The 23121-nt window shown below is 55.5% G+C and carries 24 protein-coding genes, 4 tRNA genes and 2 other RNA genes; 16 read left to right on the top strand and 14 right to left on the bottom strand.

Translation table 11 applies throughout. The features are described 5' to 3' along the window. The first annotated feature begins 9 nt into the window (after nt 1-9). The 9 genes from cpoB to pnuC all read left to right on the top strand — a co-directional run bounded on the left by cpoB (nt 10) and on the right by pnuC (nt 3937). Nucleotides 10-792 carry a cell division protein CpoB gene (gene cpoB / locus EGY08_RS06405; protein ID WP_004130587.1) on the top strand — a complete coding sequence of 261 codons (783 nt, stop codon included), beginning with the start codon at nt 10-12 and terminating at the stop codon, nt 790-792. Nucleotides 793-954: 162 nt separating this feature from the next. Further along, a tRNA-Lys gene (locus EGY08_RS06400) sits at nt 955-1030 on the top strand. 126 nt (nt 1031-1156) lie between these two features. After that, nucleotides 1157-1232, top strand: a tRNA-Val gene (locus EGY08_RS06395). A 3-nt stretch (nt 1233-1235) separates the two neighbouring features. Further along, nucleotides 1236-1311 (top strand) — tRNA-Lys (locus tag EGY08_RS06390). A gap of 134 nt (nt 1312-1445) precedes the next feature. Next, nucleotides 1446-1521, top strand: a tRNA-Lys gene (locus EGY08_RS06385). Nucleotides 1522-1550: 29 nt separating this feature from the next. Continuing rightward, nucleotides 1551-1676: non-coding RNA, RtT sRNA (locus tag EGY08_RS06380), on the top strand. Nucleotides 1677-1705: 29 nt separating this feature from the next. Next, a non-coding RNA gene (locus EGY08_RS06375) (RtT sRNA) lies at nt 1706-1831 on the top strand. Nucleotides 1832-2138: 307 nt separating this feature from the next. Continuing rightward, a complete protein-coding gene (nadA, locus tag EGY08_RS06370) occupies nt 2139-3182 on the top strand; it encodes a quinolinate synthase NadA (RefSeq protein ID WP_004130589.1) in 1044 nt (347 codons plus the stop codon). 35 nt (nt 3183-3217) lie between these two features. Beyond that, entirely contained in the window at nt 3218-3937 is a 720-nt protein-coding gene (gene pnuC, locus EGY08_RS06365) for a nicotinamide riboside transporter PnuC (RefSeq protein ID WP_004130591.1), read from the top strand. Here pnuC and zitB read toward each other — a convergent pair. Together zitB and EGY08_RS06355 are read right to left on the bottom strand one after the other, a co-directional pair. Next, the gene (gene zitB, locus EGY08_RS06360; protein ID WP_123828332.1) at nt 3934-4878 is read right to left on the bottom strand and encodes a CDF family zinc transporter ZitB; all 945 of its coding nucleotides are present in this window, start codon (nt 4876-4878) and stop codon (nt 3934-3936) included. The genes pnuC and zitB overlap by 4 nt on opposite strands. 117 nt (nt 4879-4995) lie before the next feature. After that, nucleotides 4996-5367, bottom strand: coding sequence for a YbgS-like family protein (locus tag EGY08_RS06355; protein ID WP_004130594.1), 372 nt, complete (start codon nt 5365-5367; stop codon nt 4996-4998). 315 nt (nt 5368-5682) lie between these two features. Between EGY08_RS06355 and aroG the strand changes: the two genes are divergently transcribed. Then, nucleotides 5683-6735, top strand: coding sequence for a 3-deoxy-7-phosphoheptulonate synthase AroG (gene aroG, locus EGY08_RS06350; protein ID WP_004130596.1), 1053 nt, complete (start codon nt 5683-5685; stop codon nt 6733-6735). 67 nt (nt 6736-6802) lie between these two features. Here aroG and gpmA read toward each other — a convergent pair whose 3' ends face one another. The 7 genes from gpmA to modE all read right to left on the bottom strand — a co-directional run bounded on the left by gpmA (nt 6803) and on the right by modE (nt 14682). After that, complete coding sequence (gene gpmA / locus EGY08_RS06345; RefSeq protein WP_004100351.1) at nt 6803-7555, bottom strand: 2,3-diphosphoglycerate-dependent phosphoglycerate mutase; 753 nt, start codon at nt 7553-7555, stop codon at nt 6803-6805. A 329-nt stretch (nt 7556-7884) separates the two neighbouring features. Beyond that, the gene (galM, locus tag EGY08_RS06340) at nt 7885-8928 is read right to left on the bottom strand and encodes a galactose-1-epimerase (RefSeq protein ID WP_004130598.1); all 1044 of its coding nucleotides are present in this window, start codon (nt 8926-8928) and stop codon (nt 7885-7887) included. After that, entirely contained in the window at nt 8922-10070 is a 1149-nt protein-coding gene (gene galK, locus EGY08_RS06335; protein ID WP_004130599.1) for a galactokinase, read from the bottom strand. The genes galM and galK overlap by 7 nt, the downstream gene beginning before the upstream one ends. Nucleotides 10071-10072: 2 nt before the next feature. Beyond that, the gene (galT, locus tag EGY08_RS06330; protein ID WP_004130601.1) at nt 10073-11119 is read right to left on the bottom strand and encodes a galactose-1-phosphate uridylyltransferase; all 1047 of its coding nucleotides are present in this window, start codon (nt 11117-11119) and stop codon (nt 10073-10075) included. Between the two features lie 9 nt (nt 11120-11128). After that, entirely contained in the window at nt 11129-12145 is a 1017-nt protein-coding gene (gene galE, locus EGY08_RS06325) for a UDP-glucose 4-epimerase GalE (protein ID WP_004130603.1), read from the bottom strand. A 205-nt stretch (nt 12146-12350) separates the two neighbouring features. Beyond that, nucleotides 12351-13826, bottom strand: a complete 1476-nt coding sequence (gene modF, locus EGY08_RS06320) for a molybdate ABC transporter ATP-binding protein ModF (protein WP_049116000.1) — start codon at nt 13824-13826, stop codon at nt 12351-12353. 67 nt (nt 13827-13893) lie between these two features. Beyond that, entirely contained in the window at nt 13894-14682 is a 789-nt protein-coding gene (modE, locus tag EGY08_RS06315) for a molybdenum-dependent transcriptional regulator (RefSeq protein WP_004130607.1), read from the bottom strand. 153 nt (nt 14683-14835) lie between these two features. Here modE and EGY08_RS06310 point away from each other — a divergent pair, with 153 nt between their 5' ends. The 4 genes from EGY08_RS06310 (at nt 14836) to modC (ending at nt 17653) form a co-directional block, all read left to right on the top strand. Next, nucleotides 14836-14985, top strand: coding sequence for an AcrZ family multidrug efflux pump-associated protein (locus tag EGY08_RS06310; protein ID WP_004848993.1), 150 nt, complete (start codon nt 14836-14838; stop codon nt 14983-14985). Nucleotides 14986-15129: 144 nt separating this feature from the next. Further along, complete coding sequence (gene modA / locus EGY08_RS06305; RefSeq protein ID WP_004130612.1) at nt 15130-15903, top strand: molybdate ABC transporter substrate-binding protein; 774 nt, start codon at nt 15130-15132, stop codon at nt 15901-15903. Beyond that, nucleotides 15903-16592, top strand: a complete 690-nt coding sequence (gene modB / locus EGY08_RS06300) for a molybdate ABC transporter permease subunit (protein ID WP_004848997.1) — start codon at nt 15903-15905, stop codon at nt 16590-16592. Before modA ends, modB begins: the two co-directional genes overlap by 1 nt. 2 nt (nt 16593-16594) lie before the next feature. Continuing rightward, complete coding sequence (modC, locus tag EGY08_RS06295) at nt 16595-17653, top strand: molybdenum ABC transporter ATP-binding protein ModC (RefSeq protein WP_049115998.1); 1059 nt, start codon at nt 16595-16597, stop codon at nt 17651-17653. On the opposite strand, the gene EGY08_RS06290 is transcribed toward modC, so the two are convergent. Beyond that, complete coding sequence (locus EGY08_RS06290) at nt 17654-18472, bottom strand: pyridoxal phosphatase (protein ID WP_004130617.1); 819 nt, start codon at nt 18470-18472, stop codon at nt 17654-17656. 221 nt (nt 18473-18693) lie between these two features. On the opposite strand from EGY08_RS06290, the gene pgl reads away from it, so the two are divergent. Further along, entirely contained in the window at nt 18694-19689 is a 996-nt protein-coding gene (gene pgl, locus EGY08_RS06285; protein WP_004130618.1) for a 6-phosphogluconolactonase, read from the top strand. Nucleotides 19690-19748: 59 nt separating this feature from the next. On the opposite strand, the gene EGY08_RS06280 is transcribed toward pgl, so the two are convergent. After that, entirely contained in the window at nt 19749-20225 is a 477-nt protein-coding gene (locus EGY08_RS06280; RefSeq protein ID WP_004130619.1) for a GNAT family N-acetyltransferase, read from the bottom strand. Between the two features lie 134 nt (nt 20226-20359). Between EGY08_RS06280 and EGY08_RS06275 the strand changes: the two genes are divergently transcribed. Further along, on the top strand, nt 20360-21829 hold the full coding sequence (locus EGY08_RS06275) for a PLP-dependent aminotransferase family protein (protein ID WP_004130620.1): 1470 nt from the start codon (nt 20360-20362) through the stop codon (nt 21827-21829). A gap of 232 nt (nt 21830-22061) precedes the next feature. Here EGY08_RS06275 and EGY08_RS06270 read toward each other — a convergent pair whose 3' ends face one another. The 3 genes from EGY08_RS06270 to ycgZ form a co-directional block, all read right to left on the bottom strand. Continuing rightward, on the bottom strand, nt 22062-22328 hold the full coding sequence (locus EGY08_RS06270) for a biofilm development regulator YmgB/AriR family protein (protein WP_032742286.1): 267 nt from the start codon (nt 22326-22328) through the stop codon (nt 22062-22064). 54 nt (nt 22329-22382) lie between these two features. Next, nucleotides 22383-22706: a hypothetical protein gene (locus EGY08_RS06265; protein WP_117076007.1), complete on the bottom strand. Its 324-nt coding sequence runs from the start codon at nt 22704-22706 to the stop codon at nt 22383-22385. Nucleotides 22707-22827: 121 nt separating this feature from the next. Beyond that, the gene (gene ycgZ / locus EGY08_RS06260) at nt 22828-23070 is read right to left on the bottom strand and encodes a regulatory protein YcgZ (protein ID WP_004130623.1); all 243 of its coding nucleotides are present in this window, start codon (nt 23068-23070) and stop codon (nt 22828-22830) included. Nucleotides 23071-23121: the final 51 nt, after the last annotated feature.

Below are 23121 nucleotides of genomic sequence, written 5' to 3'. Positions count from 1 at the left end.
GAGAATTGCATGAGCAGTAACTTCAGACATCATCTGTTGAGTCTGTCGTTACTGGTTGGCATAGCGGCCCCCTGGGCCGCTTTTGCTCAGGCGCCAATCAGTAGTGTCGGCTCAGGCTCGGTCGAAGACCGCGTCACTCAACTCGAGCGTATTTCCAATGCGCACAGCCAGCTTTTAACCCAACTCCAGCAACAACTCTCCGATAATCAGTCCGATATTGATTCCCTGCGCGGTCAAATTCAGGAAAGCCAGTATCAGCTGAATCAGGTTGTTGAGCGCCAGAAGCAGATCCTGCTGCAGATCGATGGTTTGAGCAGCGGCGGCGCAACGGGAGCGCAAACCCAGACGTCAACGGGCGATCAGGGGGCTGCGGCTAGCGCGCCAGCGGCTTCGTCAGGCGCTCCGGCGTCAACCGGCGATGCCAACACCGATTACAACGCGGCTATCGCGCTGGTGAAGGATCCTGCCCGCCAGGACGACGCCATGGCGGCTTTCCAGAACTTCGTCAAAAAGTATCCTGATTCAACCTACCAGCCGAACGCCAACTACTGGCTCGGTCAGTTGAATTACAACAAGGGTAAAAAAGACGATGCGGCGTACTATTTCGCTTCCGTGGTGAAAAACTACCCTAAATCCCCGAAGGCGCCCGATGCGATGTTTAAAGTCGGCGTTATCATGCAGGACAAAGGCGATACCGCAAAAGCGAAGGCGGTTTACCAGCAGGTGGTCAGTAAATTTCCTGGCACTGATGGGGCCAAACAAGCGCAAAAACGCCTTAACGCACTCGGATGATTATGGCATGACCAGAAATCGCATCATTTCTGGTCTTGTCGCATGAATCCTAAGCAGTTAAGCGATCTTTATCTAAATTGTTGTTGCGCTGAATTCTGAAATCAGTAATATATGCCGCCGTTGCCAAGGGATATCGAACAAGCCCAAAGCGGCGAAAATAGCGGGTCGTTAGCTCAGTTGGTAGAGCAGTTGACTTTTAATCAATTGGTCGCAGGTTCGAATCCTGCACGACCCACCAATCGTTCTGGTGGGACGCGATAGTAAAACGTGAAGGATAACGTTGCGTCAGCAACGGCCGTAGGGCGAGGCGAAGCCGAGTCATCCTGCACGACCCACCGCGAAAAGATGTATCCAGCGCAGTATCGGGTGATTAGCTCAGCTGGGAGAGCACCTCCCTTACAAGGAGGGGGTCGGCGGTTCGATCCCGTCATCACCCACCACTCGGGTCGTTAGCTCAGTTGGTAGAGCAGTTGACTTTTAATCAATTGGTCGCAGGTTCGAATCCTGCACGACCCACCAATGCTTAGGTGAGCACTGGTAGCAAGCGTAAAGGATAACGTTGCGACAGCAACGGCCCGTAGGGCGAGGCGAAGCCGAGTCATCCTGTACGACCCACCATCCTGAATCGTTCCAGTTAGCAGTAAACCCGCAAGGGGTCGTTAGCTCAGTTGGTAGAGCAGTTGACTTTTAATCAATTGGTCGCAGGTTCGAATCCTGCACGACCCACCAATGTAAAAAAGCGCCCTAAAGGCGCTTTTTTACTATCTGCGATATACAAGATTCGAACCTGCCGCAGGTTTGAGTCGAACGAAAAGAGACAACGGAGCCGCCTGCGGCGACGGCCCGAAGGGCGAGCGAAGCGAGTCATCCTGCACGACCCACCAATGTAAAAAAGCGCCCTAAAGGCGCTTTTTTACTATCTGCGATATACAAGATTCGAACCTGCCGCAGGTTTGAGTCGAACGAAGAGAGACAACGGAGCCGCCTGCGGCGACGGCCCGAAGGGCGAGCGAAGCGAGTCATCCTGCACGACCCACCAATGTAAAAAAGCGCCCTAAAGGCGCTTTTTTGCTATCCAGCCTTTGCTTAAATTATTACAACCATCCCAAGCTGCGCCATTTCACTTAATCGTTGTACGCACCGTAGGCGCCGCTAGCATGGGCCGGTAGCCCGGATAGATGCGCAGCATCGCCTCCGGGAAATGCTCCCTGAGGGGCAAAATTCCTCACGACATTTTCCCCACAATCGGCTATCTTGTTTAGCATATAAAACACCATGGCCGACTAATACCTCTCTACAGGCATTATCACGGTCTGAAAGTTAAGCCAGCGAAACGAGACTGCAAGATGAGCGTAATGTTTGACCCGGAAGCGGCGATTTATCCTTTTCCTCCGAAGCCAATGCCGTTAAACCGCGATGAGAAACACTTTTACCGCGAAAAAATTAAACGCCTGCTGCGCGAGCGCGATGCGGTGATGGTGGCTCATTACTACACCGACCCCGAAATCCAGCAGCTGGCCGAAGAGACCGGCGGTTGTATCTCCGATTCCCTGGAGATGGCGCGCTTCGGCGCCCGACATTCCGCCTCAACGCTGCTGGTTGCCGGCGTGCGCTTTATGGGAGAAACGGCAAAAATCCTCAGCCCGGAAAAAACCATCCTGATGCCTACGTTGCATGCGGAGTGTTCGCTCGATCTGGGCTGTCCGATCGAGGCGTTTAGCGCTTTCTGCGATGCTCATCCGGATCGTACAGTCGTGGTCTATGCCAATACTTCAGCGGCGGTTAAGGCGCGCGCCGACTGGGTTGTGACGTCGAGCATCGCCGTGGAACTCATTGAGCATCTTGATAGCTTAGGTGAAAAAATCATCTGGGCGCCTGACCGTCATTTAGGCAGCTATGTGCAAAAACAGACCGGCGCCGATGTGCTGTGCTGGCAGGGCGCCTGTATAGTTCATGATGAATTCAAAACTCAAGCGCTGGCAAGAATGAAGGCGCTTTATCCCCAGGCCGCGGTGCTGGTTCACCCGGAATCACCGCAGGCGATTGTTAATATGGCTGACGCTGTGGGGTCGACCAGCCAGTTGATCAATGCTGCAAAAACGCTGCCGCACAAGCAGCTCATCGTCGCCACCGACCGCGGCATTTTCTACAAAATGCAGCAGGCGGTACCGGAAAAAGAGCTACTGGAAGCGCCCACGGCAGGCGAAGGAGCAACCTGCCGGAGCTGCGCGCACTGTCCGTGGATGGCGATGAACGGCCTGCAGGCGATTGCTGAAGGGCTGGAGAAAGGGGGAGTTCAACATGAAATTCACGTTGATGAGCAGTTGCGGACCGGGGCGCTGGTTCCGCTAAACAGAATGCTCGATTTTGCGGCTACACTTCGGGGATAGATCATTACTGCGTCACAGAACGCGCTGGAGATAAGATGGATTTTTTTAGTACGCAGAACATATTAGTGCATATACCTATCGGCGCCGGGGGATATGACCTGTCGTGGATTGAAGCGGTCGGCACCGTCGCTGGCCTGCTGTGCATCTGGCTGGCGAGCCTGGAGAAGATCGCTAACTATGCCTTCGGGCTGATCAACGTCACGCTGTTTGCCATTATCTTTTTTCAGATCCAGCTCTATGCCAGCCTTCTGCTACAGATCTTTTTCTTCGCGGCCAACGTCTACGGCTGGTACGCCTGGTCGCGGCAAACCAGTGATAACCAGGCGGAACTGCAAATCCGCTGGCTGCCGCTGCCGAAAGCGTTAGGCTGGCTGGCGGCCTGCGTGGTGGCGATTGGCCTGATGACGATATTTATTAACCCGGTGTTCGCGTTTCTGACACGGATTGCCGTGGCGCTGATGCAAATTCTGGGCCTGCAGGTCGCTATGCCGGAGCTGCAGCCGGACGCATTCCCGTTCTGGGACTCCTGCATGATGGTGCTCTCCGTTGTGGCGATGATCCTGATGACGCGCAAATACGTCGAAAACTGGCTGCTGTGGGTGATGATTAACGTTATTAGCGTGGTGATTTTCGCCCTGCAGGGCGTTTATGCGATGTCACTCGAATACCTGTTGCTGACATTTATCGCGCTCAACGGCAGCCGCATGTGGATTAACAGCGCGCGTGAGCGCGGTTCTCACGCGTTTTCCCGTTAATGGTGGTGATGATGTCCATGCCCGGCGTGCGTCATGTTCAGACGGCACTCCGGGCCTCTACAGGGCTGATACTCCATCTGTACCGTAATATGTTCAATCTCATACTTATGCTCCAGGAAGTTCAGGATCCGGTCCAGAAGACCGTCGTGATCGTGCGGCGGTACCACCTGCACGTGTAGCGTCATCATCGTTTTTTCTCCTACCAGCCAGGCATGAACGTGGTGTACGTCGCGAACTTCCGGTATCGAGCGGCGCAAATCGCGTTTTAATGCGTCGACGTTAAGCGAACGCGGCGCGCCCTCCAGCAGTTCATTGACGCTCTCCTGCAGCAGACGCCAGGCGCTGCGTAGAACCAGGCACGACACCAGCACGGACAGAATAGGATCGATAGGCGTCCAGCCGGTGGTGAGGATCACTATCGCGGCAATAATGGCGCCAACCGAACCGAGCAAATCCCCCAGCACATGCAGGGCGGCGGCGCGCACGTTGAGGTTGCGCTCCTCACTGCCGCGATGCAGGATCCAGAAGGCCAGAATATTGGCCAGCAGCCCGGCAACTGCAATAACCATCATCGTTTTACCGGCAACAGGCTGCGGATGATGAAAGCGCTGAATGGCCTCCCAGACAATGAGGATCGTAATGACCACCAGAGCAATGGCATTGAGAAATGCCGCCAGCGTGGTTAGCCGAAGCCAGCCAAAAGTATGTTGCGCATTTGGCGGCCGACTGGCGAAACGCACTGCCAGAAAGGCGAACAGCAGCGCTGCCGCGTCCGTCAACATATGTCCGGCATCGGCCAGCAGCGCCAGTGAACCTGAAATGAGTCCGCCTGCTACCTCAACCAACATGAACCCGGCAGTGACGCAAAACGCCAGCAGTAGCCGACGGGCATTTTTATCTTCAGTGGTTTGCGCAGAATTATGCGAGTGTGGTTGCCCCATGGTGCCTTCCCTACATTATTATTTTGATGATTACTTTATGACATGATTCCCTTTTTGGGGTGAATAAAATGAAAAAAGGAGAGCCTTAGCTCTCCTCCCTGGTGTTCGGCACTCAGCTTACTGGGTCGTACCGTCGGTTTTCGTTGCGTCGTCCTGACCGACCTTTTTATCAGTATCCGGACAGCGGCCATCTTTGCACATTGAGTTTTTGTGCACTTCATCGCTCGACATGCCGTCATGATTCATGGTCGAGCCGTCAGGGTGGAGCATGGTGCCGCCGGTATCGGTGGAACCAGAGTTGATTTTACCGTTGTCGACGTTGTTTGGTGCCACGTTTTCACGCGCATCTGGGGCGACCTGGCCGGCGTCAGCTGCTGCATTCGCTTGCCCGTTATTCGACTGTGCCCCGGTATCGGCGGCCAGTGCCGCGCCGCTGGCCAGACCCAGGGTTGCTGCGAGGAGAAGACTGGTTAGCTTGTTCATTTTCATTGGATGCTCCTGTTATGTCGATTTATCGGATTACCTCTTCCAATAGTGCATTTGCCGGAGGTTCCACTCGTTGTGGTTAAAGCTTCGGTATTAGCGAACGGCATTAATATATAATGCTGAATGCTAAAGAAAATTAAGTTCTAACAGTTAAAAATTATAGCTCGTGGCCATTATTCCGCGACTTTATGGTGTTTTTTAGCCTATTTCCAGGAATATTCTGCCGCTACTGTAAAATCACGTTTACACTTTTTGAGCGAAGAGATAGATTGGAGGGATTGCAATTAACTAGATAAGTATGGCAACGCTGGAAATAAGATGAATTATCAGAACGACGATTTACGCATTAAAGAGATCAACGAATTATTACCTCCCGTTGCGCTCCTGGAAAAATTCCCTGCTACCGAAAATGCCGCCAATACCGTTGCGCATGCGCGCAAAGCGATCCACCAGATCCTGAAAGGTAACGACGATCGGCTGCTGGTCGTGATTGGCCCGTGCTCCATCCACGATCCGGCGGCGGCGAAAGAGTACGCCGAACGCCTGCTCAAGCTTCGCGAGGAGCTTAAAGGGGAGCTGGAAATCGTGATGCGCGTTTATTTTGAAAAACCGCGCACCACCGTGGGCTGGAAAGGGCTGATTAACGATCCGCATATGGATAACAGCTTCCGCATCAACGATGGCCTGCGGATCGCGCGCAAGCTGCTGCTGGATATTAACGACAGCGGTCTGCCCGCTGCCGGGGAGTTCCTCGATATGATCACCCCGCAGTATCTTGCCGACCTGATGAGCTGGGGCGCGATTGGGGCGCGTACCACTGAGTCACAGGTGCATCGCGAGCTCTCTTCCGGCCTCTCCTGTCCGGTAGGCTTTAAAAACGGCACTGATGGCACCATCAAAGTCGCGATTGATGCTATCAACGCCGCCGGCGCGCCGCACTGTTTCCTGTCGGTGACCAAATGGGGGCATTCGGCGATTGTAAATACCAGCGGTAATAGCGATTGCCATATTATCCTGCGCGGCGGTAAAGAGCCGAACTACAGCGCCCAGCACGTGGCCGAAGTGAAGGTCGGTCTGGCGAAAGCAGGCCTGCCCGCTCAGATCATGATCGATTTCAGCCACGCCAACTCCAGCAAGCAGTTTAAAAAGCAGATGGAGGTCGGTGCAGACGTATGCCAGCAGGTTGCCGGCGGTGAGCGGTCGATTATGGGCGTGATGATCGAAAGCCATCTGGTGGAAGGCAATCAGAGTCTCGACAGCGGCGAGCCGTTGGTCTACGGCAAAAGCATTACCGATGCCTGCATCGGTTGGGAAGATACCGATACGCTTCTTCGTCAGCTGGCGAATGCGGTAAAAGCGCGTCGCGGTTAAGCTTTACGCCAAGTGTCAAAATAAAAAAGCGTGGATATCTCCACGCTTTTTTTACATCCGGCGAAAATTACTTCGCTTTACCCTGGTTCGCAACGGCAGCGGCTTTCGCAGCGATTTCGTCGGCATTACCCAGATAGTAATGTTTGATAGGCTTGAAGTTCTCGTCGAACTCATACACCAGCGGTACGCCGGTCGGGATGTTCAGTTCGAGGATCTCTGCTTCCCCCATATTGTCGAGGTATTTCACCAGCGCGCGCAGGGAGTTGCCGTGAGCGGCGATAATCACGCGCTCACCGCTTTTCAGACGCGGCAGAATCGTTTCATTCCAGTACGGTACGACGCGGTCGATGGTCAGCGCCAGGCTCTCGGTCGTCGGCAGTTCAGCGTCGGTCAGTTTTGCGTAGCGCGGATCGTGGCCCGGATAGCGCTCGTCGTCTTTAGTCAACTCCGGCGGCGTTACCGCGAAGCCGCGACGCCACTGCTTAACCTGCTCATCACCGTATTTTTCAGCGGTTTCAGCTTTGTTCAGACCCTGCAGCGCACCGTAGTGACGCTCGTTCAGTTTCCAGGATTTCTCAACCGGCAGCCAGGCCTGATCCAGTTCGTCCAGCACGTTCCACAGGGTGTGGATGGCGCGTTTCAGCACAGAGGTATAAGCAAAGTCGAAGCTGAAGCCTTCTTCTTTCAGCAGCTTACCGGCCGCTTTTGCTTCACCCACGCCTTTTTCAGACAGGTCAACGTCATACCAACCGGTGAAACGGTTTTCGTTGTTCCATTGGCTTTCGCCGTGACGAACGAGTACCAGCTTAGTTACAGCCATACACTTACTCCTCAATACACGTCATCCTTCGCGCCGCTTCATCGTTGGCTACGTTTACTCACCCTGACGACATAGTTGACTATGCTCTCAGGATTCGCTCCAGTGCCGCCTTGATGCGACCCGAATGCGGTAGTGTATATATTTATTGATTGATAACTATTCTCATTATATTGCCGTGATTTACCTCACGGCAATGCTTATCCCTAACCATAGCGAAAATAGTCGCTCAGTGTAAGGTGCTTGTAAAACAGAGGTTATATTTTTGTCTGTAAGTGGCGTAATTTTCAGCGAAAGGATAAAAAAAGCCCTCCATCGGGAGGGCGGGGGGGTTATAGCGCAATAAACTGATATTCCGTCAGGCTGACGTACTCTTCGCCGGGGCGTAGCACGCAATCCGGCTGCGGCCATTCCGGATGGTTTGGCGAATCCGGCAGGAACTCGCTCTCCAGGGCCAGGCCTTGCCAGTCGTCGTACGGCTGCGCCGTGCGCGACGGCGTACCGGCGAGATAGTTGCCGGAGTAGAACTGCAGGGCCGGCGCGGAGGTATAAACCGTCATCTGCAGCTTTTCATCCTGCGACCAGACGTGAGCCGCCGGTCTGCCGGCATCGCCCAGCGCCTGGAGCAGAAAGGCGTGGTCGTAACCTTTCACTTTCTGCTGGTCTTCATCGCGCAGGAAATCGTCCGCCAGCACCTTCGGCGTGCGGAAATCGAAGCTGGTCAGGGTGACGTTTTGCAGATCGCCTCCCGGAATGCCATCGCTCTCGACGGGCAGGTAAACATCGGCCAGGATTTGCAGCTTATGATTACGCACGTCGCTCTGCACGCCATCCAGGTTAAAATAGACGTGGTTGGTCAGGTTCACCGGGCACGGTTGGTCAACGGTGGCGCGATACTCGATGGCGATCCGGTTATCGTCGGTCAGGCGGTAGTCTGCCGTTGCCGTCAGATTGCCGGGAAACCCCTGATCGCCATCGCGGGATGAGAGTGAAAACAGCGCGTGACGATCGTCGGCGCTGACAATCTGCCAGCGGCGCTTGTCAAACCCTTCCGGACCGCCGTGCAGCTGATGCCCCGCCTCGTTGGAAGGCGTCAGATTGACGGTGTGGCCATCAAGGGTAAAGCGGCTGTTGGCAATACGGTTAGCGTAACGGCCGACGGAGGCGCCGAGATAGGCGGCCTGTCGGGTATAGTCGCCAGGGTTCGCGCAGCCGAGCAGCGCTTCGCGTACGCTGCCGTCAGCCAGCGTCACGCGCGCGGAGAGCAGCGTCGCGCCCCAGTCCATCACCGTGACCGTCATGCCTGCGTCGTTACGCAGGGTAAGAAGATTCCACGGCTGGCCGTCCGGCGCCAGCTCCGTTGTTGGGTTTAGCATTGTCCAGCTCCCTGAGACGGTTTGCAGACGTAGAAGGTTTCTTTGATACCGGTTTTCGCTTCATACTCTTTGGCAACGGCCTGCTGTACGGTATCGACCAAATCTTCCGGCACCAGCGCGACGATACAGCCGCCGAAACCGCCGCCGGTCATGCGTACGCCGCCTTTATCGCCGATGGTCACCTTGACGATGTCCACCAGGGTATCAATCTGCGGGACGGTGATTTCAAAATCATCGCGCATGGAAGCGTGAGATTCCGCCATCAGTTCGCCCATCCGCTGCAGGTCGCCTTGCTCCAGCGCCACGGCGGCTTCTACGGTGCGCGCATTCTCGGTCAGCACGTGGCGAACGCGTTTGGCGACCACCGGGTCAAGCTCGTGGGCGACGGCATTGAATTCTTGCAGAGTCACATCGCGCAGGGCGGGTTGCTGGAAGAAACGCGCGCCGGTCTCACACTGCTCGCGGCGGGTGTTGTACTCGCTGCCGACCAGGGTGCGCTTAAAGTTACTGTTGATAATCACTACCGCCACGCCTTTCGGCATCGACACCGCTTTCGTTCCTAAGGTGCGGCAGTCGATCAGCAGGGCATGATCTTTTTTACCGAGCGCGGAGATCAGCTGGTCCATAATGCCGCAGTTGCAGCCGACGAACTGGTTTTCCGCTTCCTGGCCGTTCAGCGCGATCTGCGCACCGTCGAGCGGCAGATGGTACAGCTGCTGGAACACGGTGCCGACAGCGACTTCCAGCGAAGCCGAGGAGCTTAACCCTGCGCCCTGCGGCACGTTGCCGCTGATGACCAGATCCGCGCCGCCGAAAGCGTTATTCCGCTGCTGCAGGTGCTTGACCACGCCGCGAACGTAGTTCGACCACTGCTGGGTGTCGTGGCTGGTAATCGGCGAGTCGAGAGAGAATTCATCGGTCTGATTGGCGTAATCGGCGGCAATCACCCGGACGGTACGATCGTCGCGCGGCGCACAGGCGATGACCGTCTGATAATCAATGGCGCAGGGCAGTACGAACCCGTCGTTATAGTCGGTATGCTCGCCGATCAGGTTAACGCGGCCTGGGGCCTGGATAACATGACTGGCCGGATAGCCAAATTTCTCAGCAAACAGGGCTTGGGTGTTCTCTTTCAGACTCATGGTTATACTCCGGATTCGCGAAAATGGACGTCGCTCACAGCGCGCAGACGTTCGGCAGCCTGCTCGGCCGTCAGGTCACGCTGGGTTTCGGCCAGCATTTCATAGCCGACCATAAATTTGCGCACCGTCGCGGAGCGCAGCAGCGGCGGATAAAAATGCGCGTGCAGCTGCCAGTGATTATTCTCTTCATCGTTAAACGGCGCGCCGTGCCAGCCCATCGAGTAGGGGAATGAGCACTGGAACAGGTTGTCGTAACGGCTGGTCAGCTTTTTCAGCGCCAGCGCGAGGTCGCTGCGCTGGTCGTCGGTTAAATCAGTCAGGCGCTGTACGTGCGCTTTCGGCAGCAGCAGCGTCTCAAAGGGCCACGCTGCCCAGTAAGGGACCACCGCGAGCCAGTGTTCGGTCTCGACGACGGTGCGGCTACCGTCGGCTAATTCGCGCTGGGCGTAATCCACCAGCATCGGCGCGCCGTGCTCGGTGAAGTACGCTTTTTGCAGACGATCTTCGCGTTCCGCCTCGTTAGGCAGAAAGCTGTTTGCCCACACCTGGCCATGCGGGTGCGGGTTGGAGCAGCCCATCGCCGCGCCTTTATTTTCAAAAACCTGCACCCACGGGTAGGTTTTTCCAAGATCGGCGGTCTGCTCCTGCCACGTTTTAACCACGCCTTCCAGCGCCTCTACGCTCAGTTCTGGCAGCGTTTTGCTGTGATCTGGCGAGAAGCAGATGACCCGGCTGGTGCCGCGGGCGCTCTGACAGCGCATCAGCGGGTCGTCGCTTTCCGGGGCGTCTGGGGTATCGGTCATCAAAGCCGCAAAGTCATTGGTAAAAACAAACGTACCGGTGTAGTTCGGGTTTTTGTCGCCAGTGACGCGGGTATTACCCGGGCACAGGAAACAGTCCGGATCGTGCGCGGGCAAACTCTGTTTTGCCGGCGTTTCCTGCGCCCCTTGCCAGGGGCGCTTGGCGCGATGTGGAGAAACCAGAATCCACTGCCCGGTTAACGGGTTATAACGACGATGTGGATGGTCGACGGGGTTAAATACGCTCATGAAGGTTCCTTAGTCTGGATAACCCTGCGGATGACGGGACTGCCAGTGCCAGGTATCCTGCGCCATTTCGTCAAGGTTGCGCGTCACGCGCCAGTTCAGCTCGCGATCGGCCTTTTCAGCGTCCGCCCAGTAGGCCGGGAGGTCGCCTTCGCGGCGCGGCGCGAAGTGGTAGTTAATCGGTTTGCCGCAGGCTTTGCTAAAAGCGTTGACCACGTCGAGCACGCTGCTGCCGACGCCTGCGCCAAGGTTATAGATATGCACGCCGGCTTTATCAGCCAGTTTTTCCATCGCCGCGACGTGGCCGTCGGCCAGGTCCATGACGTGAATGTAGTCGCGCACGCCGGTGCCATCTTCGGTTGGGTAGTCGTTGCCGAATACCGCCAGCGATTCACGACGGCCGACTGCGACCTGCGCGATATACGGCATCAGGTTGTTCGGGATGCCCTGCGGATCTTCACCCATATCGCCCGACGGATGCGCGCCGACCGGGTTGAAGTAGCGCAGCAGCGCGATGCTCCAGTCCGGCTGCGCTTTTTGCAGGTCAGTCAGGATCTGCTCGACCATCAGCTTGCTTTTACCGTACGGGCTCTGCGGAGTCCCGGTCGGGAAGCTTTCGACATAAGGGATTTTTGGCTGGTCGCCATACACGGTGGCGGAGGAGCTGAAAATAAAGTTTTTTACGCCCGCGGCGCGCATGGCGGAAACGAGTTTCAGTGTGCCGGTTACGTTGTTGTCGTAGTATTCCAGCGGCTTGGCGACGGATTCGCCGACGGCTTTCAGGCCGGCGAAATGGATCACCGCTTCAATAGCGTGATCGTGAAGAATTTCCGTCATCAGCGCTTCATTACGAATGTCGCCTTCGACAAAGGTGGCGCTTTTCCCGCCGAGACGTTCAATGATCGGCAATACGCTGCGTTTACTGTTGCAGAGATTGTCGAGAATAATCACTTCGTGTCCCTGCAATAGCAGTTGAACGCAGGTGTGACTTCCAATGTAACCGCTACCACCTGTAACCAGTACTTTCATGATTCGCTCCAATAGGCTTATCGTGTGAGAAGAAGATAGCATACCAAAGAAGCCAAAAGTGTGACACAGGCCAAATTGGTGGAATCGTTTACACTAAAACTTTCAATCCGGCCGTTTTGGTTTTTTCATTGTAAAAACAGGGTGATGGTGTGAGTGATAGCTATTATTCTGAAAAAATCAGGGATCCGCAGACCCCTGTACAGGCTTAAATTTGCAGCGGCCCCTGCTGGTAAGTGTAACCGTCTCCACTCCTCACAAAGGCCAGACGGTGGGTAATGCAGTCCGGGGCGTCTTCGGCGTGGTGGGAGACAAACAGCAACTGCGTCGCCCCTTCGCTAATCAGCACATCGACAAAGCGACGCACCAGCTGACGGTTGAGCGGGTCGAGCCCCTGCAGCGGTTCATCGAGAATCAGCAGGGTCGGGTGTTTGACCAGGGCGCGGACGATCAGCGCCAGCCTCTGCTGCCCCCAGGAGAGGCTGTGGAACGGCGCGTCGGCGGTGCGTTTGTCGATACCCAGAATATCCAGCCAGTTTTGCACCAGCTTGTGCTGCTTATCGGAAACGGCCTGGTAGATGCCAATCGAGTCGAAGTAGCCCGAGAGAATCACGTTACGCACGTTGGTGCTGACGCGGTATTCAAGGTGCAGGCTGCTGCTGACGTAACCAATATGTTTTTTGATATCCCAGATGGTTTCACCGCTGCCGCGGCGGCGGCCGAACAGGGTCAGATCGTTACTGTATCCCTGGGGATGGTCGCCGGCAATCAGGCTGAGCAGCGTCGATTTACCGGCGCCGTTGGGGCCGACGATCTGCCAGTGTTCGCCGGGATTGACCGTCCAACTGAGGCGATTGATGATCGGGCGGTCGTTGTATGAAACCAGACCGTCGTTCAGCACGATGAGCGGCGCTTTGCTGTCCAGCGCAAGGCGCGCAGCCGGGGCGTCGGGTTCCGGCAGCGTCATGCCGTCAAGCTTTTCGCTATGCGCGAGCTGGGCAATCAGCGCCTGCTGTAGCAGGGTCTGCTTTTCGCCGGTTTCGCTCAGCACGCAGTCCGCCAGTACCCCGGCATACTGCACGAACGCCGGGATCTCGTCGAAACGATTGAGCACCAGAACAAGGGCGATACCTTCTTCGTTCAGCGTGGCCAACATCTCGGCGAGCTGCTGGCGCGAGGCGACATCGAGGCCGTCGAACGGCTCATCGAGGATAAGCAGGTCGGGATCGCCCATCAGCGCCTGGCACAGCAAGGTCTTGCGCGTTTCACCGGTAGAGAGGTATTTAAAGCGGCGCTCGAGCAGGTGGCTAATCGCAAACTGTTCAGCAAGGCGAGCGCAACGGAAGGGGTCTTTAAACTCATCCTGGATAATTTCCGCCGTCGTGCGCCCGGTATCTTCTTCTCCTGGGCTGAGCAGATCGGTGTTGTTACGCTGCCACTCATCACTGACCAGCTTTTGCAGCTGCTCAAAAGAGAGACGGGTGATGCGCGAGAAGGTGCACTCGCGCTGCCCGCTTAGCAGGGTCAACTCGCCGGATAGCGCCCGCGCAAGCGCCGACTTCCCGCTACCGTTGCTGCCGACGAAAGCCCAGCTCTCGCCAGCCCGCACGCTGAGGTGTTCAATATTTAACGTTTTGGTATCGCTAAGACGAAACGTGCCTTGCGAAATTTGCAACAATGACATTGTGTATCCCACTTTTTGCAGCGATGTACTTCAGGGATACGTCTTCGCGAGCGCAATGTCAATGGCGTTAGCACAACGTGGCAAGAATGATGCGATCGGCGTTAAAATATGCTATCGCCTGCGCCCCTTCCGCCAGATCGCGCGTCTGTTCCAGCGGCAGGGTGGCGCAAAGGCTCTGCCCATCCGGGAGCGCCATGAGCACTTCGCACTGCTCCGCCCCGCGTTCGATGTGGGTGATACGTCCGGCCAGCTGGTTGTCCGCCTGTTTCGCCAGGGCTGAATCCTGGGTCATGCCGACCCACGGCGCTTTGAGCAGCACTAATACTTCCTGGCCTTCCGCAAGACCCAGACGATCGGCGCTTTGGGCGGTAATGGCGACTTTAAAGCGGGTTTGCCCATCGGCCAGCAGGACTTCAACGTGCTGCTGGACCTGCTGATGGTCGCGGCCGGTAATAGTGCCGAACCACTGGTTGCGCGCGCTGGTCTGTAGAGAGAATCGCGAAATAGCGGCCAGCAGGCTGTCGAGGGGAAGGGCATCATCATCGCTCAGGACATCGAACGCTTTCTGCTGAATCTGCGCCAGCAAGTCGTAAAGCTGAATCAGCCGCTGCCCGTAGCGGGTGAGGACCGCGCCGCCGCCGCCTTTGCCGCCGGTCGCACGGTCAACCAGGGTCTGCTCGCTGAGCTGGTTCATCTCATTTATCGCATCCCATGCGCTTTTATAGCTGATGCCCGCGTTTTTTGCCCCCTGGCTAATCGAGCCGGTCTGGTCAATCTGTTTCAGCAGGGCGATACGGCGGGGATCGGCAAACAGGCGCTGCTGTAATTTGAGGGTAAGAAGGATTTCAGCCTGCATAATCATATCCTGATGAAAAAGAGTATTGTGACCGATAGCGGTCATCTTGCAAGGTGCATCTCTCACGGTGTCCAGTGAGGCACCGCACAAATGGGGCGTGTTTTTCCGGCTGAATTAGTTACAATAAACTATTCGTACTTTCTGGAGCCAACCATGTTAGAGCTATTGAAAAGTCTGGTTTTTGCCGTAGTCATGGTCCCTGTGGTAATGGCGGTCATCCTGGGGCTGATTTATGGGCTGGGCGAAGTGTTTAACCTCTTCTCCGGAGCCGGTCATAAAGACAGCAGACCGCAAAACCACTGATTTTCCCCCGCGCCCGGTTCTCCCGGGCGTTTTTATCTGTCCCCCCTCAATTGAGCCGTTACTGATTACCCCTAATTTTCTCTGGGAAAATCTTAGCGCTATCGTTATATTGTCTTCTACATAACGAACCGACGGGAGTTTCTGATGACAGGTCAATGGTTTCGCTTTATTGCTGGAGCAACGTTAACGCTTTCCGTTGCGGGCCACGCGCTGGCGGAAGAGGGCAAGGTGACGGTTTTTGCCGCGGCATCGCTCACCAACGCCATGCAGGATATCGCTAAAGAGTATAAGAAAGAGAAGAACGTCGAGGTTGTCTCTTCGTTTGCGTCTTCATCGACCCTGGCGCGACAGATTGAAGCGGGCGCGCCGGCGGATCTGTTTATCTCCGCCGACCAGAAATGGATGGATTACGCGGTGGAGAAAAAAAGCATTGATACCGCATCCCGCGCGACGCTGCTCGGCAACAGCCTGGTGGTCGTGGCGCCGAAGGCCAGCGCTCAGGGCGATATCAGCATTAATGATAAAACCGACTGGACCAGCCTGCTGAAAGGCGGTCGTCTGGCCGTTGGCGACCCGGCGCACGTGCCAGCCGGCATCTATGCGAAAGAAGCGTTGCAAAAACTGGGGGCCTGGGAGACGCTGTCGCCGAAGCTGGCTCCTGCGGAAGACGTGCGCGGCGCGCTGGCCCTGGTTGAGCGCAGCGAAGCGCCGTTGGGGATCGTGTACGGCTCTGATGCGGTCGCCAGCAAGGGCGTAAAAGTTGTCGGTACCTTCCCGGAAGATTCGCATAAGAAAGTTGAATATCCTCTGGCAATCGTCGACGGGCATAAAAATGCCGCAGTCAGCGCGTTTTATGACTATCTAAAAGGGCCGGAAGCTTCCGCCATCTTTAAACGTTACGGATTTACTACCCACTAATGTTCTTAAGCGATCCTGAATGGCAGGCGGTACTGCTGAGCCTGAAAGTCTCCTCCCTGGCGGTGGTACTGAGCTTGCCTTTTGGCATCTTTTTTTCCTGGCTGCTGGTTCGCCGGGATTTTCCCGGTAAAGCGCTGCTCGATAGCATCCTCCACCTGCCGCTGGTATTACCGCCAGTGGTGGTGGGGTATCTCTTGCTGATCGCGATGGGAAGACGGGGTTTTATCGGCAGCTGGCTGTATGACTGGTTTGGTCTGAGCTTTGCGTTTAGCTGGCGCGGCGCGGTACTGGCGGCGGCGGTGATGTCCTTTCCGTTGATGGTGCGTGCCATTCGTCTTGCGCTGGAAGGGGTCGACATCAAACTTGAGCAGGCGGCGCGTACCCTGGGCGCCGGGCGCTGGCGGGTATTTTTCACTATTACGCTACCGTTGACGCTACCCGGTATTATCGTCGGCACCGTGCTGGCCTTCGCCCGTTCTTTGGGCGAGTTTGGCGCCACCATCACTTTTGTCTCCAACATTCCAGGCGAAACGCGCACGATTCCTTCGGCAATGTATACCCTGATTCAGACTCCCGGTGGGGAAGGCGCGGCCGCGCGTTTATGCCTGATTTCGATTGCGCTGGCGCTGGTATCGCTGCTGATTTCCGAATGGCTGGCCCGCCTTAGCCGTCAGCGGATGGGGAAATAATCATGCTCGAACTCGATTTTAGCCAGACGTTGGGCACCCACCGCCTGCAAATTCGCGAGACGCTTCCCGCCAGCGGCATCACCGCGGTTTTCGGCGTTTCAGGCGCGGGTAAAACCTCGCTGATTAACGCCATTAGCGGCCTGACGCGCCCGCAGCAGGGGCGCATCGTTCTTAACGGCAGAGTGCTCAATGATGTTGAAAAACGTATCTGCCTGGCGCCGGAAAAACGCCGCATTGGCTACGTTTTTCAGGACGCTCGCCTGTTCCCGCATTATAAGGTGCGCGGCAATCTGCAATATGGCATGGCGAAGAATATGGCGGCGCAGTTTGACAAGCTGGTGGCGCTGCTCGGCATTGCGCCGCTGCTTGACCGCCTGCCTGGCGGTCTCTCCGGCGGAGAAAAACAGCGGGTGGCGATTGGCCGGGCGCTGCTTACCGCCCCGGAACTGCTGCTTCTGGATGAGCCGCTGGCGTCGCTGGATATCCCGCGCAAGCGTGAACTATTGCCCTATCTGCAGCGTCTGGCGCGCGAAATCAATATCCCGATGCTGTACGTCAGCCACTCTCTGGATGAGATTCAGCATTTGGCGGATAACGTCCTGGTGCTGGAAGCGGGGAAAGTCAAAGCCTTTGGTTGCCTGGAAGAGGTGTGGAGCAGCAGCGTAATGCATCCCTGGCTTCCCCAGGATCAGCAAAGCACTATCCTGAACGTAACCGTCGCCGCTCAGCATCCGCGGTATGCCATGACCGCGCTGGCGCTGGGCGATCGGCAGATATGGGTCAACCGGCTCGACAGGCCGCAGGGCGAAAGCGCGCGGATCCGCATTCAGGCCTCGGACGTTTCTTTGGTGCTGCAGCCCGCTCAGCAAACCAGTATCCGTAACATTTTGCCCGCGCAGGTCATGCAGTGTATTGAAAGCCATGGCCAGGTTGAGGTCAGGCTGGAGATTAGCGGCCGTACGCTATGGGCGCGCATCAGCCCCTGGGCTCGCGATGAGCTGGGGGTTGTCCCAGGCCAGCGGCTGTATGCGCAGATAAAAAGCGTGTCGATAGCCGCCTGATTACAACAGGTGGCGATAGATGTAGTCGGCGATGCTGGTGGTCTCGTTTTCGCCGATCACGACGTTGGCGCGCGCTTTGACGTCCTCCACCGCGTTGCCCATCGCCACGCCGATACCGGCGGCTTCCAGCATACTGAGGTCGTTATAGTTGTCGCCGAAAGCGATAACATCCTGCATCGACAGCCCCTGCGACGCGACCCACTGGGCCAGGCGTTTACCTTTGCTATTGCCTTCCCGGGCAATATCCACCTGATCGTGCCACGACCATTCGCACTCCAGACCCAGCGTCTGGCCAACATGTTGGGCAAAGCGCTGCAGTTTTGCGGTGTCTTCATCAGTCAGGGCGAATTTCCACACGGCCTTGACTTCACGGGCCGCCTGCGCCAGAGAATCGACCTGAGTGAACACCGGACGCTGCTCGACGGGCAGCGACTGCGCCCAGTTGGCGGTGCGAATCACGTGCCCGGTCGGCTGCTCATAAAGCATGGCGTCATCGACGTACATCAGGCCGTGAATCGCGTGCTCGTTCAGCATTTCCGTCAGGCTCAAGGCTTTGTCAACCGGCATAGGATCGGACTCCAGAACCTTTTTTGCATGATAATCATACAAATAAGTGCCATTACAGCAAATTGCAGGTGTATCCAGAGCCAGCGCCTGATAAAAAGGATGGATAGCGACGTGATGTCGACCGGTGACGACGATGATTTGATATCCCGCGTCTTTGGCGCGTGCCAGCGCGTCGAGTGAGGCGGGGAGAATGGTTTTTTTGCCGGTGAGTAGGGTGCCGTCTAAGTCCAGGGCAATCACGCGTGAGGTCATGTGTTGTTTCCGGTTAATGATGAAAAGTTAGCAGGCTATGATGGTACACCGCTGCGCCATTCGGGCAAACTTTTCAGCATCTACCGCTAAAGAGCCGATACACTTGATCTTTCAGGCTGCGAGGAGGCAACCTGAATAGCATGGTGTATGCATATTGTATTTTTCAGGGTGTCATTCATCTGAAAAATGAAATTTCCACGTGCAGTGAGGAAGGAGTATTCATGAAACAAACCGTTTATACCGCCAGCCCGGAAAGCCAGCAGATTCACGTCTGGGATCTGGATCTTGAGGGGAAACTGACCCTGGTGCAGGTTGTTGATGCCCCGGGCCAGGTACAGCCGATGGTGGTGAGCCCGAACAAAGAGTTTCTCTACGTCGGCGTGCGTCCGGAGTTTCGCGTACTGGCCTACCGCATTGCGCCCGATAATGGCGCCCTGACTTTCGCTGGCGAAGCTCCGCTGCCGGGTAGCCCAACGCATATTTCTACCGATCATCAGGGGCGTTTTGTGTTCAGCGCTTCCTATAACGCGGGCTGCGTGAGCGTTACGCCGCTGGTGGACGGCCTGCCGCGAGAAGCGGTGGCGGTGGTTGAAGGTCTGGAAGGCTGCCACTCGGCAAATATCTCTCCGAATAATCGCACCCTATGGGTACCGGCGCTGAAGCAGGATCGTATCTGCCTGTTTACCCTGAGCGACGACGGTTTCCTCGCAGAGCAGGAGCCGGCTGAAGTGACCACCGTTGAAGGCGCAGGCCCGCGTCATATGGTGTTCCATCCGAATCAGCAATACGGCTACTGCATAAACGAACTGAATAGCTCCGTTGACGTCTGGGAGCTGAAAGATCCGCACGGCAAAATCGAGTGCGTGCAGACCCTGGACATCATGCCGCCTGATTTTGCCGGCGTGCGCTGGGCGGCGGATATCCATCTGACCCCGGATGGCCGTCACCTCTACGCCTGCGATCGTACCGCCAGCATTATCACCATCTTCAGCGTCTCGGAAGACGGCAGCGTGCTGTCCATCGAAGGTTATCAGAATACCGAGACCCAGCCGCGCGGCTTTAACCTCGATCATAGCGGCAAATATCTGATCGCTGCCGGTCAGAAGTCCCATCATATCGCGGTGTATGAAATCGAAGGCGAGCAGGGGCTGCTCCAGGAAAAAGGGCGCTATGCCGTAGGCCAGGGCCCAATGTGGGTGGTGGTAAACGCTTACTAAGCCGGCGTGTTTGACAAAAACCTCGCCGCGGCGAGGTTTTTTTACGCCTGACGAAAGGGCTACTTCACCCGCATACGATACTCAATCATGCCGCTTTTTTCCGCAACCCAGTTATACAGACGCTGGCCCCGAAGGTTGGTCTCATGCGTATGCCAGTACAGGCTGGCGGAGTGGCGTTTTCGCGCCTGCCGTTGAACATACTCAATTAATTGTTTACCGATATGCTGACCCCGGACGTCCGGATCAACGAATAAATCTTCCAGATAGCAATAGTCGCTTTCGGCCCAGGTGGAGCGGTGGAAGAGATAATGAACGAATCCAACTATCTTCCCCTCACGTTTTGCTACGGCGCAAAACATCGGTTCGACCGGATTTAAAAACCGACTCCAGGTTAGGCGCGTCACCTCCTCCGGAATGTCGACGCGATAAAACGTCTGGTAGCTTTTCCACAGCGGCAGCCACTGGGCAAAGTCGTTATCAGCTGCGGGGAGGAGGGTGATTTGCCCGTGATTAATGTCGCTATTTTGGCTATTCATGGCGGTTCCTTACTTTTATAAACCGGGATGGTCTTTACATGCCGCTATGGTAGGCGCTCTTATGGTTCCTAAAAAGTGACACTTTATGTATATTCATAGGATCCACTTTTAGCTTACCGATCGCCATTACCGCTATGCCAAAACCTATTGCACCGCTGTTTCAGGAATTGTTGCTCCCGCGCGGCGTTATCAAAGATCAGCTGTATCACGCCCTGCGTAACGCGATTCTGGATGGGCGCTTAACGGCGGGTTCAAAGATCCCCTCCAGCCGGGCGCTGGCTGAGATGATGGCGATCTCGCGAAACTCGGTTATTGCCGGTTTTGACCGCCTGGTGGATGAGGGCTATCTGGTCACGCGCAAGGGGGCGGGCACCTTTGTTTGCGAGCATATTCCGGATAGCGTCATTAGCGAGTATGAATCGTCGCCACAGCCGGAAACGGCAATGGCCGCCGTTGGCCCGCTTAATCCTGACGTTGCCGCATTGTTGCCATCATGGTCTGAAAGAGAAGGGAGTGGTGAAATGCGTCAGGTTTTTGCCGTCGGTATCGGCTGTACCGATCTCTTCCCGCATGCGTTATGGGGGCGGCTGCTGGGGCGCGTCTGGCGGCAATCGCGCCGTGAGTTGGGGGCGCACGCCACGGCTTATGGATATCTACCTTTACGACAGGCGATTAGCCACTATATTCAGGCCACGCGCGGCGTAAATTGCCATGAAGATCGGGTTATTATTGTCAATGGTATTCAACAGGCGCTGGCCATTGCCGCTCAGGTTTTACTGGAAAAGGGCGATGAAGTCTGGCTCGATGATCCCGGCTATAACGGCGCGCGCGGCGCATTCGCCGCCCGGGGAGCGATGGTCCGGCCCGTTCGCGTTGACGGTGAAGGCATGGATATTCAGGATGGAATACGCCATTACCCGCAAGCTAAGCTGGTCTATACCGCGCCGTCGCATCAATTCCCGCTCAGTGGAACCCTTAGCCTGCCAAGAAGGCTTGCTTTGCTGGAATGGGCGCAAGCCAATCGGGCCTGGATATTTGAAGATGATTACAACAGCGAATTCCGCTATGCCGCCCGCTCTTTACAGGCATTGCAAGGGTTAGATAAACATCAGAGGGTTATCTATTCCGGCACCTTTTCTAAGATGATGTACCCCGAGTTTCGTCTGGGTTTTTTAGTGGTCCCTGAGCATTTGCGCGAACAGTTCGCCATAACGAAATATTACACCGATCTCTGTAGCGGATATCTGGAACAGGCCGTTCTGGCGCGTTTTATCCACGAGGGACACTATGCCAGCCATGTTCGTCGTATCCGTAAAGCCTGTTTTGAGCGAAAAAGCGCGCTGGAGGCGGCGATTGAACGCTATTTTGCCGGGCGTATGCGGGTGCATCCAACGGATTCGGGAGTGCATATCGTCTGCTGGTTAGCAGATGGTCTGAAAGCAAAAGAGGTCGTCGCTAAGGCGCGCCAGATCGGCTTAGGCGTGCAGACTTTTGCGCGATATTGCCAGCGGCCGATGTCGCGCGAGGGGGTTTTATTCGGTTTTGCCAACCATCCGCCAGAGGTGCTGCTCGACGGCGTTCGCCGCCTGGCCGGGGTGCTGTAGCGCAGTGATATCGGCGGTCTTTTCCACGGAATGAATAACGTTGATTACCGGGCTAGCATACTTATGTTGATTTAAAACTCGCCCCATCCAGATAATTCATCTGATGTCAGGTGGCGAGTTTTAAAAAAATGACACCGCGCGAGGATTTAACATATACCCACCGCTTTGGTAAAAAATAATCCTTCGATTCGCGATATGCGACTTCCCTGTTTAATGCGGAGCGGTTAATAAATTAGATATCATCCATTGTATAGCTTACGACGATTTCCAGCGTTTTGCGAATGACGTCCGCGGTTACCACGTCGCTAGTGGTCTCGAGAGCGGTAATCAACCAAAGAATAATTGCCTTGTTGCTGAGATGTCCCTCAGACTCAAGAATACTGCTAATAGCCAGCGACATAACCGCGGATTCATCAATCAGCCTATCGCCTGCATTGCGGAAATATTCAGAGAGTGCGTTATCGTTCAGGCCAGCGTAAATATCCGGTTGTTGATGTATAGTTTGTCTCATCATATTCTCTACTGTGTTAGTTAAACGATTGACCGCGAAGGGTCAGTGAATTTTATTTGTACCAGGCTGCGAGGGAGAACCTAATAAAGTCGTTTGTTCTGCCCAATTATTTTTAGCGTCTGAAGTACCCAGAGTTATTTTCTTACCACGGCGAGATACCCTATTACTGATTTCCTCGATAATATGCCCAAGGGTGTTCCGCCGCTTTGTATCGACTTCTCCCGCCTGCATGGCCTGGAGTTTATCGATCAGCGCTTGTTGACTTATAGGTCCCTTACTTTTGAGTAGGGATAAGACCGCTTCTCCAATCAGTAAATCTGTTAATGGATCATAATCATCGTTGTTCATAACTGTATCTCTGATCATCGTCATCTCCATGACTGGGAATTTAGTCGCAAGCCGGTAATCGGTGTCAGATTCTGGCCCATCCCTTATATTTCCTCATTCAGTAACGACTCAAATCACCAGATAGCCGGAGGAACTTTTATCACTGGTTCTCGAACAGGAGGCCGATCAGCGTTTGATAATGGATCTCTTCTTCAAACCCAGAAGCGACTTCGAGGCGAGCCAACAGTTTTGTACACAGGGATTTGCGATTAAGGTTCCGTCCTTCATTGAGGATATCCATCACTATCTGCCCTAACGTTTCCTGCTGCGAAGGCAGTGAAGCTTTATTAAAGTAGTGGGCAATAGCGTTAGCCGTGTCAGGAATGTAACCGTTCTGCTGCATATGTGCTCCTGTCAGTTCAATCATCAGTAAACTTGCGATTAAAGTTATACA

The organism is Klebsiella sp. FDAARGOS_511, from assembly GCF_003812845.1.
In the GTDB taxonomy this organism is placed as follows: Bacteria; Pseudomonadota; Gammaproteobacteria; order Enterobacterales; family Enterobacteriaceae; genus Klebsiella; species Klebsiella grimontii.
Note: the sequence above shows the minus strand (reverse complement) of the source record. Positions and strands in the feature narration are given on the sequence as shown.